Source organism: Intestinibacillus sp. Marseille-P6563, from assembly GCF_900604335.1.
GTDB lineage: Bacteria > Bacillota > Clostridia > Oscillospirales > Butyricicoccaceae > Butyricicoccus_B.
The window spans coordinates 495,311-509,654 of sequence record NZ_UWOD01000002.1 but is presented as its reverse complement, the minus strand read 5'-3'; the positions used below and the strand labels follow the sequence as shown (position 1 = coordinate 509,654).

The 14,344-nt window shown below is 54.6% G+C and carries 14 protein-coding genes, 3 tRNA genes and 1 riboswitch; of the genes, 5 read left to right on the top strand and 12 right to left on the bottom strand.

Translation table 11 applies throughout. The annotated features are described in order from the left end of the window. Positions 1 to 109: 109 nt before the first annotated feature. The 3 genes from EFB11_RS10620 to EFB11_RS10610 form a co-directional block, all read right to left on the bottom strand. Complete coding sequence (locus EFB11_RS10620; RefSeq protein WP_122790197.1) at positions 110 to 889, bottom strand: ABC transporter ATP-binding protein; 780 nt, start codon at positions 887 to 889, stop codon at positions 110 to 112. Next, entirely contained in the window at positions 882 to 1,790 is a 909-nt protein-coding gene (locus EFB11_RS10615; RefSeq protein WP_122790196.1) for an ABC transporter permease, read from the bottom strand. Before EFB11_RS10615 ends, EFB11_RS10620 begins: the two co-directional genes overlap by 8 nt. Before the next feature lie 93 nt (positions 1,791 to 1,883). Then, complete coding sequence (locus EFB11_RS10610) at positions 1,884 to 2,885, bottom strand: ABC transporter substrate-binding protein (RefSeq protein WP_122790195.1); 1,002 nt, start codon at positions 2,883 to 2,885, stop codon at positions 1,884 to 1,886. 127 nt (positions 2,886 to 3,012) lie between these two features. Here EFB11_RS10610 and EFB11_RS10605 point away from each other — a divergent pair, with 127 nt between their 5' ends. Together EFB11_RS10605 and EFB11_RS10600 are read left to right on the top strand one after the other, a co-directional pair. Further along, a complete protein-coding gene (locus EFB11_RS10605; RefSeq protein ID WP_122790194.1) occupies positions 3,013 to 3,225 on the top strand; it encodes a hypothetical protein in 213 nt (70 codons plus the stop codon). A 48-nt stretch (positions 3,226 to 3,273) separates the two neighbouring features. Further along, positions 3,274 to 3,510, top strand: a complete 237-nt coding sequence (locus tag EFB11_RS10600; protein WP_122790193.1) for an HPr family phosphocarrier protein — start codon at positions 3,274 to 3,276, stop codon at positions 3,508 to 3,510. Between the two features lie 91 nt (positions 3,511 to 3,601). On the opposite strand, the gene EFB11_RS10595 is transcribed toward EFB11_RS10600, so the two are convergent. Further along, complete coding sequence (locus tag EFB11_RS10595) at positions 3,602 to 4,669, bottom strand: branched-chain amino acid aminotransferase (protein WP_122791286.1); 1,068 nt, start codon at positions 4,667 to 4,669, stop codon at positions 3,602 to 3,604. A 253-nt stretch (positions 4,670 to 4,922) separates the two neighbouring features. On the opposite strand from EFB11_RS10595, the gene EFB11_RS10590 reads away from it, so the two are divergent. Together EFB11_RS10590 and EFB11_RS10585 are read left to right on the top strand one after the other, a co-directional pair. After that, positions 4,923 to 6,092: a polysaccharide deacetylase family protein gene (locus tag EFB11_RS10590; protein WP_122790192.1), complete on the top strand. Its 1,170-nt coding sequence runs from the start codon at positions 4,923 to 4,925 to the stop codon at positions 6,090 to 6,092. A gap of 140 nt (positions 6,093 to 6,232) precedes the next feature. After that, entirely contained in the window at positions 6,233 to 7,609 is a 1,377-nt protein-coding gene (locus tag EFB11_RS10585; protein WP_122790191.1) for a PP2C family serine/threonine-protein phosphatase, read from the top strand. Between the two features lie 43 nt (positions 7,610 to 7,652). Here EFB11_RS10585 and EFB11_RS10580 read toward each other — a convergent pair whose 3' ends face one another. The 8 genes from EFB11_RS10580 to EFB11_RS10545 all read right to left on the bottom strand — a co-directional run bounded on the left by EFB11_RS10580 (position 7,653) and on the right by EFB11_RS10545 (position 12,770). Further along, positions 7,653 to 8,222, bottom strand: a complete 570-nt coding sequence (locus tag EFB11_RS10580; RefSeq protein ID WP_122790190.1) for a hypothetical protein — start codon at positions 8,220 to 8,222, stop codon at positions 7,653 to 7,655. A gap of 118 nt (positions 8,223 to 8,340) precedes the next feature. Next, a tRNA-Tyr gene (locus EFB11_RS10575) sits at positions 8,341 to 8,425 on the bottom strand. A 29-nt stretch (positions 8,426 to 8,454) separates the two neighbouring features. Continuing rightward, a tRNA-Tyr gene (locus EFB11_RS10570) sits at positions 8,455 to 8,539 on the bottom strand. 36 nt (positions 8,540 to 8,575) lie between these two features. Continuing rightward, positions 8,576 to 8,651: transfer RNA gene (locus EFB11_RS10565), tRNA-Thr, on the bottom strand. Between the two features lie 97 nt (positions 8,652 to 8,748). Then, positions 8,749 to 9,459: a helix-turn-helix domain-containing protein gene (locus tag EFB11_RS10560; RefSeq protein ID WP_122790189.1), complete on the bottom strand. Its 711-nt coding sequence runs from the start codon at positions 9,457 to 9,459 to the stop codon at positions 8,749 to 8,751. A 136-nt stretch (positions 9,460 to 9,595) separates the two neighbouring features. Continuing rightward, a complete protein-coding gene (locus tag EFB11_RS10555) occupies positions 9,596 to 10,189 on the bottom strand; it encodes a folate family ECF transporter S component (protein ID WP_164706729.1) in 594 nt (197 codons plus the stop codon). Positions 10,190 to 10,251: 62 nt separating this feature from the next. After that, a riboswitch (THF riboswitch) is annotated at positions 10,252 to 10,354 on the bottom strand. Between the two features lie 67 nt (positions 10,355 to 10,421). Beyond that, positions 10,422 to 11,213 (bottom strand): HAD family hydrolase, encoded by a 792-nt coding sequence (locus EFB11_RS10550; protein WP_122790187.1) that lies wholly within the window; start codon positions 11,211 to 11,213, stop codon positions 10,422 to 10,424. A gap of 111 nt (positions 11,214 to 11,324) precedes the next feature. Beyond that, on the bottom strand, positions 11,325 to 12,770 hold the full coding sequence (locus EFB11_RS10545) for a nicotinate phosphoribosyltransferase (protein ID WP_122790186.1): 1,446 nt from the start codon (positions 12,768 to 12,770) through the stop codon (positions 11,325 to 11,327). Between the two features lie 261 nt (positions 12,771 to 13,031). Here EFB11_RS10545 and EFB11_RS10540 point away from each other — a divergent pair, with 261 nt between their 5' ends. Beyond that, complete coding sequence (locus tag EFB11_RS10540; protein ID WP_122790185.1) at positions 13,032 to 14,285, top strand: argininosuccinate synthase; 1,254 nt, start codon at positions 13,032 to 13,034, stop codon at positions 14,283 to 14,285. The last annotated feature ends 59 nt before the right edge of the window (positions 14,286 to 14,344 follow it).

The window sequence follows — 14,344 nt, the reverse complement described above, 5'->3', positions numbered from 1 at the left end:
ATCACCAAGAACCGCATTTGACAATGTCCTGCACGGCAAAACGATAAGAAAACTTTACAGCCCTACAAAAAACAATTCCTGCCCCCAAAAGGGCAGGAATTGTACGGTTTTATTCACTTAAGAGCATGCGGTCGTTCTCAATGTTGAATTTTTCAAGCAAATCGCGCACCTTGAGATTTTTCTTTTCTTCGCCCTGGATATCCACGACCACCCGGCCAGCCTGCATCATGATCAGACGGTTGCCGTACTGGATGGCATGCTTCATGTTGTGCGTGACCATCAGGGTAGTGAGGTTGTCGCGGGCGACGATCTCCTCGGTCAGCTGCAAAACCTTGTCGGCCGTTTTGGGGTCGAGTGCGGCAGTATGTTCGTCGAGCAGCAGCAAATCGGGCTTTTGCAGGGTCGCCATCAGCAGGGTCAATGCCTGCCGCTGGCCGCCGGACAGCAGACCGACCTTGCTGGTCATACGGTCTTCCAGCCCCAGTCCCAGGGTCGCCAGCTTTTCGCGGTACAGCTTGCGCTCTTCGTTCGTGATGCCCGAACCCAGGCCACGCCGTTTGCCGCGGCGATAGGCGAGCGCCAGATTTTCTTCGATACCCATGGTGGCAGCCGTGCCCATCATCGGGTCCTGGAACACGCGGCCCAGGAAGCGGGCGCGCTTGTGTTCGGGCAGATTGGTCAGGTTATACCCACCCAGGCGGATGATGCCCTCATCCACCGGGAACACCCCGGCGATCAGGTTGAGCATGGTCGACTTGCCGGCGCCGTTGCCGCCGATGACGGTCACGAAATCGCCGTTTTGCAGCGAAAGATCCAGACCGTTGATGGCGACTTTCTCATTGACCGTGCCGGCATTGAAGGTCTTATACAGTCCTTTCAGTTCAAGCATTCTTGGCGCCTCCCTTCTTGGACGGCTTGTTGAAGTATTTGTCTTTCCAGTAGGGGATGGCCAGGAAGATGGCGACGATCACAGCCGTCAAAAGCTTGAGATAGTCGGAATCGATACCGAACCAGAAGATGATCTGCAAGACAACGTAGTAAATGATCGCACCGAGCACGACCGACAGCAGGCGCAGCGCAAAGTTGCGGAAGATGCGGCTAAAGACGACTTCGCCGATGATGACAGCCGCCAGACCGATGACGATCGAGCCAATGCCCATCTTAATATCGGCAAAGCCCTGATACTGGCTCAAAAGACCGCCGGACAGTGCGACCAGACCGTTGGACAGCATCAGACCCAGCACCTTGGTCAGGTTGATGTTGATGCCCTGTGCGCGGCTCATGTGCGGGTTGGCGCCCGTGGCACGGATGCCGCAGCCCAGCGCGGTACCGAAGAACCAATACAGGATCGCAATGATGACCACGACGAAAATGGCGACAATCAAAATCGCCTGGTTGATATAACGGCTGGATACGAGCAGCGGGTACTTATCTACGCTGATCGACTGGTTGGAACCCTCCAAAATTTGCAGGTTGATCGACCAGAGTGAAAACTGGGTGAGAATACCGGCCAGCAGCGCCGGGATACCCATTAAGGTATGTAACAGACCGGTGATGAGTCCGGCAGCCAGACCAGCCGCCAAAGCACCCAGCAGCGCGACCCAGACCGGCAAATCGGCACGCAGCAGCATGATGCAGGCTGCGCCGCCGGTGGCGATCGAACCGTCCACCGTCAGGTCGGCAATGTCAAGCACTTTAAATGTAATGAATACGCCAATTGCCATAATACCCCAGATCAGTCCCTGGCTGACAGCGCCAGGCAGGGCATTGAGCAGGTTGCTCAGTTGCATAGAAATGCGTTCCCCCTTTTATTTACTTAAACGTCCCAAGATAGCAAAACAGCGGAAAAGGCGCGCCCTTTCCGCCGTTTATCATGCCATTCTTTATTCTGCTGCTTCAATGGCTGTATAGCCTTCCGGAGCGGTCAGACCAAGCTGATCGCAAATGTCCGGATTGTACATTTTGGTCTGCGAAGGTGCAAACTGAATGTTCATCGATGCGACATCTTCGCCGCCAACCAGAATGTCATAAGCCATCTGTGCGGTGGTTTCGCCCAGTTCATAGTAATCGATCGACAGGGTCGCCACGCCGCAGCCCGCGCAGATACCCTGTTCGCCTGCGATGACCGGAACCTTGGCCGGGATGACTGCATTGGCGATGATGCCGGTGTTGTCGGCTACGACGTTATCGGTCGGCACATAGATGACATCGCTTTTCTGCGCGGCCTTGGTGACTACCGTCGACAGGTCGTTGGAATCCGAGAAGGTGTATTCGGTGCAGGTATAGCCCAACTTTTCCAGTTCGGGCTGAATGACTTCGATCTGGTACTTGGAGTTCGCTTCGCTCGAGCAGTACAGCAAGCCAACGTTCTTGGCATCCGGGAACCACTCATTGAGCATGGCAGCCTGCTGGTCGAGCGGCGCCAGGTCGGACGTACCCGAAATATTGCGGCCGGTCACTTCGTTCATGGAGTCATCGTCCAGCGCAGCGCCGTAGCTCGAGATCGAGGTGCCGAGGATCGGGATGTCGCTCGTTGCCGATGCAGCAGCCTGCAGCGGCGCGGTCGCATTGGCCAGGATGAGGTCCACATTGCCCGAAACAAATTTATTCATGATGGTGTTGCAGGTCGGCTGGTCGCCGTTGGCGTTTTCGTTCTGGAAGGAAACCTCCAGGCCGTCGGCTTCCATCAGCTCGGTCAGCTTATCCTGGAAGCCCTGGGTCGCTGCATCGAGCGCCGGATGCGGTGCCAACTGGCAAATGCCGATGGTGTAAGCGTCCCCGGAGGCCGAGCCGTCGCCGGACGAGTTGGAGTTATTGCCACATGCCGCCAGGGAAAGGGTCATTACACCGGCCAGCGCTGCGGCAACCAGCTTCTTGGTTTTCATCATAATACCACCTTTTATCCAAGTTATGTCGTGTAAATCGGTACCAAATACCCTTTACAATTTTTCATTTTAGCAGTTAAAAGCAGAATGGTCAAGCATTTTGTGTAGGGCATTTGGAAAATCTTTTTTGCCCTCCGCAAACGGCAAAAAAGAAAATGCTTGGAAATCCCACAAAAAATACAAAAGGCGCGGAAAAAACGCGGCAAAGCGCAAGAAACCGAGGATGGATTTGGGCAAAAGATACGAAAAGACCGGAGCGTGGCCGGGCACAGCAGAAAAAATGCTGAAAAAGAAAAATGTGAGAAAAGGGGGCTTCCCTTTTCCCGAAGCTATGTTATAATGATTTCAAAGAAAGAACGATAGATTTTTTTAGGAGGTTGTATTTGAAATGACTCGAGCAATCAAGGTAAAGAATACGGAAGACATCCAGAAGATCAACCAGATCGTCACCCGTTATGGCTTTGATATCTGGATTCATGGCAAGAGCGGCATGGTTGATGCAAAAAGCCTGCTGGGTATGTTCCTGCTGTCCCTGAACGAGCCGCTGCAGCTGGTTGTAGAAGACGACATCGATGCAAGCGCTCTGCTGAAGGACCTCAGCGAATATCTGGATATCGAAGAATAAATCAATGATTCAAAAAAACAGGCAGTCATTCGACTGCCTGTTTTTTTGTTTGCAAGACAAAAGCGGCGAGCATCGCTCGCCGCTGTGTGGTTTAGCAAACCTTTACGGTCCAGCCCATGTCGTCGGGCATCTTGCCCCACTGGATACCAGTCAGGGTTTCGTACAGCTTGTGCGTTACCGGGCCGATCTCGCCATTGTTGATGAAAGCGACCTGATCTTCATAGCGCAGTTCGCCAACCGGGGAGATGACCGCCGCAGTACCAGTGCCGAAGACTTCTTCCAGCTTGCCAGCCTTGGCAGCTTCCATGACCTTGGCGATGGGCAGACGGTCTTCCGAAACCGTGTAGCCCCACTTCTTGAGCAGCTCGATGCAGCTCATACGGGTGACACCCGGCAGAACCGTGCCAACGCAGGGCGCCGTATAAATAACATCATCGATCTTAAAGAAGCAGTTCATCGAACCGACTTCTTCGACGTACTTATGCTCTACGCCATCGAGCCACAGGGTCTGTTCATAGCCGAGGTCGTGCGCCTTGACCTGAGAAACCAGCGAAGCTGCATAGTTGCCGCCGCACTTGGTAAAGCCAGTGCCGCCCGGGCAAGCGCGGGTGTACTCATCTTCGACGAAGATCTTGACCGGATTGATGCCGGTGGAATAATACGCGCCAACCGGAGAACAGATGATGAGGAACTGATGGGTCTTGGAGGTGCGCACGCCGAGATGGGGTTCGGTGGCGATGATAAACGGACGGATGTACAGGCTGGTACCATCCTGATGCGGTACCCAATCCTTTTCGGTTTCGACCAGAGCCTTGACAGCTTGTACGAAATCTTCGACCGGCAGGCTAGGCAGGCACATACGCTTGTTGGTGTTGATCATGCGCTCTGCGTTCTTTTCGGGACGGAACAGCTGGATGGAACCATCGGGCAGGCGATAGGCCTTCATACCCTCAAACGACTCCATGGCATAGTGCAGCACCATAGCAGCCGGGTCCAGCATCAGCGGGGCATAGGGCACAATGCGCGCGTCGTGCCAACCGATACCCTCGGTGTGGTCGATCACGAACATGTGATCTGTATAGTAAATGCCAAAGCCGAGATTGTTTTCGTCCGGCTTGGGCTTTTTGGTGGTTGCCAGCTCGTACTTGATGTTCAGCATCTTCATTCACTCTTTTCTTATATATAAATCGGAAACTATTTGTATTTTATCCCCATACGCGCCAATTTTCAAGTATTATTATGCGCCCGCCTGAATTTTTTCCAAGTTGCCACAAGAAATGGAAGACCAAACAACCTTCTTTGGCGGATTTTCCGCCGAAAGCGGCGGGATGGGTTTTGCGTTTGCCGAAGGGCTGTGGTATAATCAAAATGGACTATTTTCAGGGTTTGTAAAAGAAAGGAGGCAGTATCCAATGAAACGGATTCGGTTTACAGCCGTGCTGCTGTTGGTCACGTTTTGCTTTTTGCTGCTTCCACTGCATGCGTCAGCGAGTACGATCGTATTAACGGCGGTCAACGATGAATTCCTGCCGCTGTCGACGTCCACCATGCCGACCAAGAAAAGCGGCGAATGGTATGCGCCATATACCGTGTTTGGTTCGTTCCAGATCGCATCCTCGGTGCAGGAGAGTGGGGATGTGCTGGTGCTCCAAGGCGAAAGCAGGACCCTGACCTTTTCGGTATCGCAAGGCTATGTGTACGACCAGAATATGAATGGCTATTCCCAGCCGGCGTATTCGATCAATGGCACCATCTATGTGCCGGTCAAGCTGGTATGCGGCCAATTCGGCCTGTCGTATTCGCTGATCTCGGGGGAAAATCAAATCCTTCGCATCTGCGATGAAAATGCCATGTTGTCCGACAATGATTTCCTTTCGCAGTCCTCCGGCCAGGCCGGGGACATTGTCGACGAATATAAGGAAGAAAGCGTTCCCAAGCCCAAGCCGCCGGTCGAACCCGAAGAACCGGAAGAGGATAACCGGCCCGAACCGGTGCCGCCCGAAGAACCGATTGAGCCTGCGACCATCCGGCCCAATCTGATCTATCTGACGTTCTATGGTACGCCCAACGAATATTCGGCCGACCTGCTGGATACCTTGCAGCAATATGGCCGCACGGCGACCTTTTTCCTGCCGGTGACCGAAGAATGGGATGCCGAATTTATCCGCCGCATTCTGGCGCAGGGCCATACCATTGGGCTGTGGGTGAATGCGGCCGATATCGGACAGCTGCAAAACGCCAACGACCGCCTGTTTGCCCTGACCGGCACCGTGACCCGCCTGGTTTCGGTTCAGGAGGGGAGCGGCCAGCTGACCGAGGAGCAACGCGGCACGCTGCTGGAAAACGGGTATCGCCTGTGGGATGCGACCGTCACGGCAGATGACGAAACACAAAATGCCAGCCAGGTGGCGTCCTGGATGCTGCGTTCCTTTGACGGCACCACCGCGACCACCGTGCTGGCGATGCACCATACCAAGTCCACCAACGCGGCATTGACGCTGATTTTGCGAGACTTACGGGTTAACGACGTCCGCACGCAGGCAGCGACCGTGGCCGACACACCCATCAACCGCTTGGGGTAAGGAGCAAAGCCTTGGATGAAAGCGTCCAAGGCTTTTTGGGTTCCTGACTTGCCCCTGGGTGGGATTGGAAGTATAATAAAGAGAGCAAGAAGGCGGCATCTCAAGTCGCCCGGCTGTGCAAAAGGGAGGGTTCTTAATTTATGCACCAGTATCGGGCCTTTTCACGGATAGAACGAGGATATCGACATATAAAAATGGGTTCGGTGTGCCAGGATGCGGCTTTGGCAAGCGATGCGGCACCCGATTGTTCGGTCATTGTCGTGGCCGACGGCCACGGCGGCGGCGATTATTTCCGCAGCGACCGAGGCTCGAAATTCATCGTCCAGGCGACCATGGCGGGCTTAATGGAATTTGCCTCCAAAACCGCTGCCGTGCAGCTGCGCGACCCGGGCGAGCGAAAAAAACTGCTGCGCGAACTGTTTGCCGGCATCCTCAAGCATTGGAATGAATCGATCGAAGCCGATATGTTCGACGATCCGTTTTCCGAAACGCAGATGGAAAGTGTCAGCCTGCGCTGCCGGGAAGAATATATGGCCGGCAAAGCGGTCGAGCGGGCCTATGGCACCACGCTGGTCGCTGTCTTGGTGACCGAGCGCTATTGGCTGGGCATCCAGCAGGGCGATGGACGGTGTGTCGCCGTGCGGACCGATGGCACCTGCGAACAGCCCATTCCCTGGGATGTGCGCTGTGAGAACAATATCACGACATCCATTTGTGACCCCAATGCCATTGATGAATTTCGGTATAGTTTCAGCGAGCGTATGCCCGCTGCTGTGTTCGTATGCACCGACGGGGTCGATGCCGCGTATTCGGATATGGACGGCACCTATGGCTTTTGCCAGACGCTGGCGTCCATCTATTTAAACGACGGCCGACCGGGGCTGGAAAAGGCGGTGGCCGAATACCTGCCCAATCTGAGTAAACGCGGCACGGGCGACGATGTATCGGTGGCGGGGCTGCTGTGTGTAGACAAGCTGGAACCCATCACCGAGGTCCTCAAATTGGAGGAAAAGCTGCGGAAAGCGGCGGTAGTTTGGGAACGTGCCAGCCGGTCGGTACAGGACCATGAAAGCGAGGAAGCGCAAGCCAAACGCAAGCTGGAATCCTACCGCGCCGAAGTGACCCATCTGGAAAGCCGCATCGCGCAGGATGAAGAAGCGCTCAAGCGGCTGCGGGAAGAGATCCAGCAGATGCAGGAAAGCGCGGATAACAAGCAGGCCGAATTGGATGCGCTGCGTGTTAAGCTGGAAGAAGCTCGTAATCAGGAAGCCGAGGCCGAAGGGCTGGCGAACCGGATGGAGGAAGAGCAGAAGGAACTGCAAACCGCGCTGGAAGAAGCGGCCGGAACGGTGGAATCGCTGATGGATGCCGCCGAAAAGGAGCGCAAGGAAGTCGAACAGAAAAAGCGCGAACGCGGGGACGAGGACGCAGACGAGGAAAGCTATGGCGAGGATTACACCGAACCCTGGGCCTTTGTCAACCGCCGTCCGCCGCATGAAACACCCGAAGAATCATAAAGAACATCCCCCTGGACCATCGGTCCAGGGGGATGTGTGTTTTTCAGGATTCTGCGGATGCGTCGGCCGTGCCAGAGGACGGCGCGACGGTGACGAGCGGGTTGCCGACTTCGGTGTTGGCAGCCACCTCGTCCGGATCGGGCTGGGGTTCCTGCCGTTCATCTTCTTCATCCCAAAGGGAATCGTACTTTTTGGGCTTGTCATTTTCCTTTAGGAATGCCATGTTTTTGGCGGACATGTACAGCTCATGGCTGTACTCCAACAATCGGTTTTCATCGGCCAGCGGGACATGGTCGCCGTTGGAAATGCGCCGGAAAATCTCCAGGATTTTGAGCATATCTTCGGCAGCCTTGGCCAGGGCTTCGCCCTGCTGACGGGCTGCTTCTGCGTTGCGGATGCCCATTTCCAGCTCCGACAGCTGATCGGAGATGTCTTGCATCTGTTCGTATTCGTTTTCGACAGCGGACAACTCCTTGGAAATCTCCACGCGATCGAAGTTCGCGCCATTGGCGCCCGAAGGTCCTTCTTTGAGTAAATCGTTCAGTTCGGTCTTGCGCTGGAACAGCACATCGAGCCGTTCGGATGCGATTTGCCGTACCTCTCCCAGTTTCATATGGCTGCCTCCTTTGCCTTGTATTCCTTATTTTCTATTTCGGCGGAAGGCGCAAAAGAATTAGATGGACCGATGCGAAAAGCCGTGTTTTTCCGAAAAGAAAAACACGGCTTCATTTTGGTGGGAGGTGGTGGATTCGAACCACCGAAGTCATAGACGACAGATTTACAGTCTGTTCCCTTTGGCCACTCGGGAAACCTCCCATATAAAATTGTAATTCCCGAAAAGAAGATGGTGGGAGGTGGTGGATTCGAACCACCGAAGTCATAGACGACAGATTTACAGTCTGTTCCCTTTGGCCACTCGGGAAACCTCCCATATACACTTTTCAGAACTCCCTTTTAAGAAGGGAATGGAGCTGGTGGACGGACTTGAACCCCCGACCTGCTGATTACAAATCAGCTGCTCTACCAACTGAGCTACACCAGCACGGCGTTTGCGAAATCCGTACGACCTCAGCAACGGTATTTATAATACCATATGGCTAGCCGGGTTGTCAACACTTTTCTGCAAAAAATCACAGGATTTATTTGCTGCGTTTTTCGCCGCGCTTGATGTTCTGGTAGGGCTCGATCATATCGGCCACCGATTGCAGCAGGGTGAGCATGGATTGCGACAGACCGGGGAAATTGCGCGCCAGATCGGAAGGCGCAAGCGAAGGCAGGCGCAGTTCTTCGGTCTCCAGACCAAAGCCGCCGGTGCCGAGCGCTGCCGCACGGATGCGAAGCTCGGCCAGCGCCATTTGCGCATTGCAAAGCCCATCGAACTGACCGGACGGGGTGCGGAAAGCCGCTTCCACGCTTTCCGGGTCGGCCAGATACAGATAGCGGAACACTTTATAGATGGCCAGGGATAAATAGGATGCGATCTCGGCCGAAAGCTGGCCCGAGCCAGTTTGCTCGGCGATTTCAAACAGCAGGGCAACCGAATTGACCACCAATTTGCGCTGGAGCGCAAAGGTACTGTTGTCCTCACCGGGGTCGGTGGATACATCGCGCAGGCGGCTGGGCGTGACGGCCGAACCGTCCCGCGCCATACTGCGGCCCAGAAGATAGTCGCAGGAAACGCCATAGTAATCGGCTGCACGCACAACAAAGCCAAGCCCAGGCTCGCGCAGACCATTTTCGTAATGGCTGAGCAGGGCCTGGGAGACTTCCAGGTCGGCAGCGGCAGTGCGCTGACTTATTTTCTTTTCTTTGCGCAAAAGCGCCAAGGTGCGTGAAAAATCGCTCGCCATCTTTGTCAAACTCCGTCATAAAAGTATTTATATTATAGCGAAGATATTACAAATTGTAAAGTATTTGTGCACAAAATGTCCGATTTCGCAGAAAATACCCCTTCCGGGGAAGAAGGGGTACAACATTTTGTATTTGTTACCGGGTGCTGGGCGCAATCGACCGGTGATACACCAGAATAAACTGCAAGGCAAAATACAATAAAATGCATTCCGGCACCAGCAATAGGATGTTTTTCAGCACGCGGAAGGGCAACAAGACCGCCATGGCCTTGCCCGAAGTGAGGGTCAGCCACAGGGTATTGAGTCCAATGTTGCAGACCAGATTGATGCTCGCTTTGGCGCCTACGATGCGCGCAATGCGCTTGGCACGGCTGTCGCGGTACAGGCTGCCGTCCGGCCGGTAAAGCCACAGGCCATAGAGGAGACCACCCACGATCGCGGTCAGGGTGTAGCCGGGGAAGTAACCGCCCATGGTGAAATTCCCGGCAAAGTAACCCAGCACATCGGTGCACACACCGGCAACCATGCCGACACAGGGTCCAAACAGCATGGCGGCGGCTGCATTGCAGAGATACCCAAATCCAATGCGCAGCTCGGGCGAGAGCCGGAGCGTCAGCCCGGTCAGGTCGAGCGTGACATTGAGGGCGACAAACAGCGCCGTGAGTGCCAGACAGCGGGGGTCCCGCAGGCGGCGCGCCGAAGTACGGAACAGATCGATCCATTTTGACATAAAAAAGACACCTCCAAAATGCTTTGTTGCTACACATTTCGAGGTGCCCCTCATCCATATGTAACAGCGGGATGCGGGATCGGTACCGCAGAGGGCAAAACCTCTTTCGTCCGGTGGACAACTCCCCGTTCCACCGGCACTTGACGCACAGATCCCTACTCTGTTGTGAGATAGTTTTATTGTACACCCGTCTTGGGGGAAGTCAAGCGCCAAACCAGAATTTTGGCGAAATTCACAGGCCCAGCACCTGGCGGATGGTGCGTACCACGCCATCTTCATCATTGGAAGGCGCGGTGTAGCGGCAAACGGCTTTCAAATCCGGATGAGCATTGGCCATGGCATAGGAATGCGTGACCGCCTGCATCAGTTCCAGATCGTTCAGATAATCGCCAAAGGCCATACATTCATCGGGCGAGATGCCAAGCTGTTTTTGCAGTTCGCGCATGGCATGTCCTTTGTTGACATCTGGATTCATAATATCTACCCAGTCGCGGCCGGACAGGGCGCGCAGAAACCGGTCGGCACAGGGCTTGAGCAGTTCGTAGCAGTGGCTTTCGGCGCGTTCGTGCTCGAAAAACGCCACCTTACAGATACGGTCGTGCTGAGCGGCCTGCATCACATCGTCCACGATTTCCAGCTTTTCGTAGTACATCCGGGCATTTTTGAGAAACAGCGGGTCGGTGTGTTCACAGTATGCAGTACGCGCTCCGGACAGGATGGGGTAAATCCCGCCTGCGGCGCGGATGATCGAAAGCGGCTGCACCAGATCTTCGAGCGGGATCTCATCGACGAAAATGGTCTTTCCACGGTCGATGAGCATACCGCCATTATCGGCAATGCACAGAAAATCCTCGATGTCATCCGGGAACAGAAGCGCCAGATTATGATATTGCCGGCCACTGGCCGGTGTGAACCGGATGCCCAAACGGCGCAGATCGCGCAGCAGCTGGGGAAGGTGCGGGGACAGTCGTTTCTGGCTGTCAAGCAAGGTGCCGTCCAGATCGGCGGCGATGAGTTTGATCAAAGTAGATTCCTCCTGGGAAGACGCAAAATACGTCCATATTATAACATAGTTTCATGAAAAGTCCAGACAGGCAAAAGCGGCAGGCGCGAAGGCGCCCGCCGCAGGAAAGGCTTATTCGACCCGGCAACCAGCCAGCAGATCGTTTTTGACCTGCCAGAGCTTTTTGGAAAGGTCGACATAATAGGTTTGCGGATATTCAAAACGCTTGACCTGATCCCACAGAGTATCCAGCTGTTCCTGGCAATAGTCGCGGATGGTTTCAATGTCCGGCGACTGATAGACCTTTTCGCCCTGCTTGAACAGCTGCACCAGAAGCGGCTTGGCTACATAATCTTGCAGGGTCTTTTTCTTCCAGGTGTGGATGGGGTCAAAGAGGGTATAGGGCGCCGAATCGTCGATCACTTCGTCGTGGACGCAGAGCACATCGCCCAGCGCCTTACCCGAAGTCTTGCCAAACAGGCGATAGACCTTTTTAAAGTGCGGGGTGGTGATCTTTTCGACGTTTTCGGATACCTTGATCTTGGGGATGATGTTGCCCGCTTCGTCCTCGACCGCAGCCAGCTTGTAAACGCCGCCAAAGACCGGCTCGGACTTGGAGGTGATCAGTCGCTCGCCGATGCCGAAGGAATCGATTTGTGCACCCTGTGCCAGCAGGTCGGTGACCAGATATTCGTCCAGCGAGTTGGACGCCATGATCTGCATATCCGCATAACCGGCATCATCCAGCATCTTGCGCGCCTGAATGGACAGATAGGCAATATCGCCCGAGTCCAGACGGATGCCCTTGGGACGGATGCCCATGGGGGCAAGGACTTCGTTGGCGCAGCGGATAGCGTTGGGCACACCGCTCTTTAATACATTATATGTATCGACCAGGAATACGCAGTTGTTCGGATAGATTTCCGCATAGGCCTTGAAGGCTTCGTATTCGCTGTCGAACATCTGCACCCACGAATGTGCCATGGTGCCGCCGGCCGGAATTTTATAGTCGCGGTCGGCCATGACACAGGCCGTGCCCTGGCAGCCGCCGATATAGGCCGCGCGAGCACCATAGACCGCACCGTCGTAGCCCTGCGCCCGGCGGGAACCGAACTCAAGCACCGTGCGCCCCTTGGCCGCGCGGGAAATGCGGCTGGCCTTGGTGGCGATGAGGGTCTGATGGTTGATGGTGAGCAGGATCATGGTCTCTACAAACTGCGCCTGGATCATCGGCCCGGCAACGGTCACGATCGGTTCGCCCGGGAAGATGGGAGTGCCTTCTGGCACGGCCCATACGTCGCATTCAAATTTGAAGTCTTTTAAATATGCAAGGAATGCATCTGAAAAGCATCCTCGGCCGCGCAGGTATGCAATATCATCGTCGGTAAAATGCAGATTTTCGAAGTATTCGACCAGTTGCTCGACACCGGCCATGATCGCATAGCCGCCGCCATCCGGCACACGGCGATAGAACATGTCAAAATATGCACGGCGGTTGGCCATGCCCTTTTCAAAGTAACCATGCGCCATGGTGAACTCATAAAAGTCGGTCAGCATGGTCATATTTTTCTCAATCATTGTATTCATTCCCCTTTAGCGTCGCGGCACGCAGTCCGCGCGCCGGGTGTCTTTACACCTTTCGGTTAGATTTATCATAGTACGAACGGCGGCAAATTTCAAGCAAAATCGTTGGTATTTCTGCGGAAAGAAGAATTTTCATGCATAAAATGAATATTTATTCATTTTATAAAATATTTATAAAATTTCCTTGCAATTATGAGAGGGCAGAGGTATAATAGGGTCACGACAAAAAAAGAGAACATTTTGGAGGCAATAATCATGGAAAAGAAATATAACAAGGTCGTTCTTGCATACTCCGGCGGCCTGGATACATCGGTCCTCATCCCGTGGCTCAAGGAGCACTATGGCTGTGAAGTCATCGCCGTGTCCGGCAACGTCGGCCAAGCCAGCGAACTGGAAGGCCTGGAGCAGCGCGCACTGAGCACGGGCGCATCCAAGCTGTACATCGAAGACCTCACCAAGGAATTCGTAGACGATTACATCATCCCGACCATGAAGGCGGGCGCATCCTATGAGCAGTATCTGCTGGGCACCTCGTTTGCGCGTCCGATCATCGCAAAGCGCATCGTTGAGATCGCTCTGAAGGAAGGCGCAGACGCCATCTGCCATGGCTGCACCGGTAAGGGCAACGATCAGGTACGTTTTGAACTGGCCATCCATGCGTTTGCCCCGCAGATGGACATTATTGCTCCGTGGCGGTTCTGGGAACTCAACTCCCGTGAAAAGGAGATCGAGTACGCCGAAGCGCACAATATCCCGCTGAAGATCAATAAGGAAACCAACTATTCTAAGGATAAGAACCTGTGGCATCTGTCGCATGAAGGTCTGGATCTGGAAGATCCGGCCAACGAAGCACCGCTCAACAAGCCGGGCTTCCTGGAAATGGGCGTATCGCCTGAGCAGGCACCCGACACGCCGACCTATGTGACCATCCACTTTGAAAAGGGCGTACCCACGGCCATCGACGGCGAGGAGATGGATTCGGTCGCCCTCATCGAAAAGCTCAACAAGCTCGGCGGCGAGAACGGCTGCGGTATCCTCGACATCGTCGAGAACCGTCTGGTCGGCATGAAGAGCCGTGGCGTTTATGAAACCCCGGGCGGCGCTGTACTGTACGCAGCCCATCAGAAGCTCGAGGAAATCACCCTCGATAAGGAAACTGCTCATTATAAGCAGCAGCTGGCTCTCAAGTTTGCTGACCTGGTTTACAATGGCCAGTGGTACACTCCGCTGCGCAAGGCCATGAGCGCGTTTGTCGATTCCACCCAGGAGACCGTAACCGGCGACGTCAAGCTCAAGCTGTACAAGGGCAATATCATCCCGGCATCGGTCACTTCGCCGTACTCGCTCTACTCGGCTGGCATGGCAACCTTCGACGAGGACGACTGCTACGATCAGGCGGATTCGGCTGGCTTCATCAACCTGTTCGGCCTGCCGCTCAAGGTGCGTGCGCTCAACGATCAGGTGCTGTTCGAACAGACCGGCAAGCACTTCCCGAGCGTCGAAAAGTAAAAAAGAACGTTTGAACATAGGGCGGCTCACATCCGCCCTATGTGCGGTTCTGGTCAACC

Excerpts from the sequence above, each read along its gene's own strand:
- EFB11_RS10540 (WP_122790185.1), top strand. The coding sequence starts at position 13,032 with ATGGAAAAGAAATATAACAAGGTCGTTCTTGCATACTCCGGCGGCCTG.
- EFB11_RS10580 (WP_122790190.1), bottom strand. The coding sequence starts at position 8,222 with ATGAAACTGGGAGAGGTACGGCAAATCGCATCCGAACGGCTCGATGTG.
- EFB11_RS10610 (WP_122790195.1), bottom strand. The coding sequence starts at position 2,885 with ATGAAAACCAAGAAGCTGGTTGCCGCAGCGCTGGCCGGTGTAATGACC.
- EFB11_RS10600 (WP_122790193.1), top strand. The coding sequence starts at position 3,274 with ATGACTCGAGCAATCAAGGTAAAGAATACGGAAGACATCCAGAAGATC.
- EFB11_RS10560 (WP_122790189.1), bottom strand. The coding sequence starts at position 9,459 with ATGGCGAGCGATTTTTCACGCACCTTGGCGCTTTTGCGCAAAGAAAAG.
- EFB11_RS10615 (WP_122790196.1), bottom strand. The coding sequence starts at position 1,790 with ATGCAACTGAGCAACCTGCTCAATGCCCTGCCTGGCGCTGTCAGCCAG.
- EFB11_RS10620 (WP_122790197.1), bottom strand. The coding sequence starts at position 889 with ATGCTTGAACTGAAAGGACTGTATAAGACCTTCAATGCCGGCACGGTC.
- EFB11_RS10585 (WP_122790191.1), top strand. The coding sequence starts at position 6,233 with ATGCACCAGTATCGGGCCTTTTCACGGATAGAACGAGGATATCGACAT.
- EFB11_RS10590 (WP_122790192.1), top strand. The coding sequence starts at position 4,923 with ATGAAACGGATTCGGTTTACAGCCGTGCTGCTGTTGGTCACGTTTTGC.
- EFB11_RS10595 (WP_122791286.1), bottom strand. The coding sequence starts at position 4,669 with ATGCTGAACATCAAGTACGAGCTGGCAACCACCAAAAAGCCCAAGCCG.
- EFB11_RS10545 (WP_122790186.1), bottom strand. The coding sequence starts at position 12,770 with ATGATTGAGAAAAATATGACCATGCTGACCGACTTTTATGAGTTCACC.
- EFB11_RS10555 (WP_164706729.1), bottom strand. The coding sequence starts at position 10,189 with ATGTCAAAATGGATCGATCTGTTCCGTACTTCGGCGCGCCGCCTGCGG.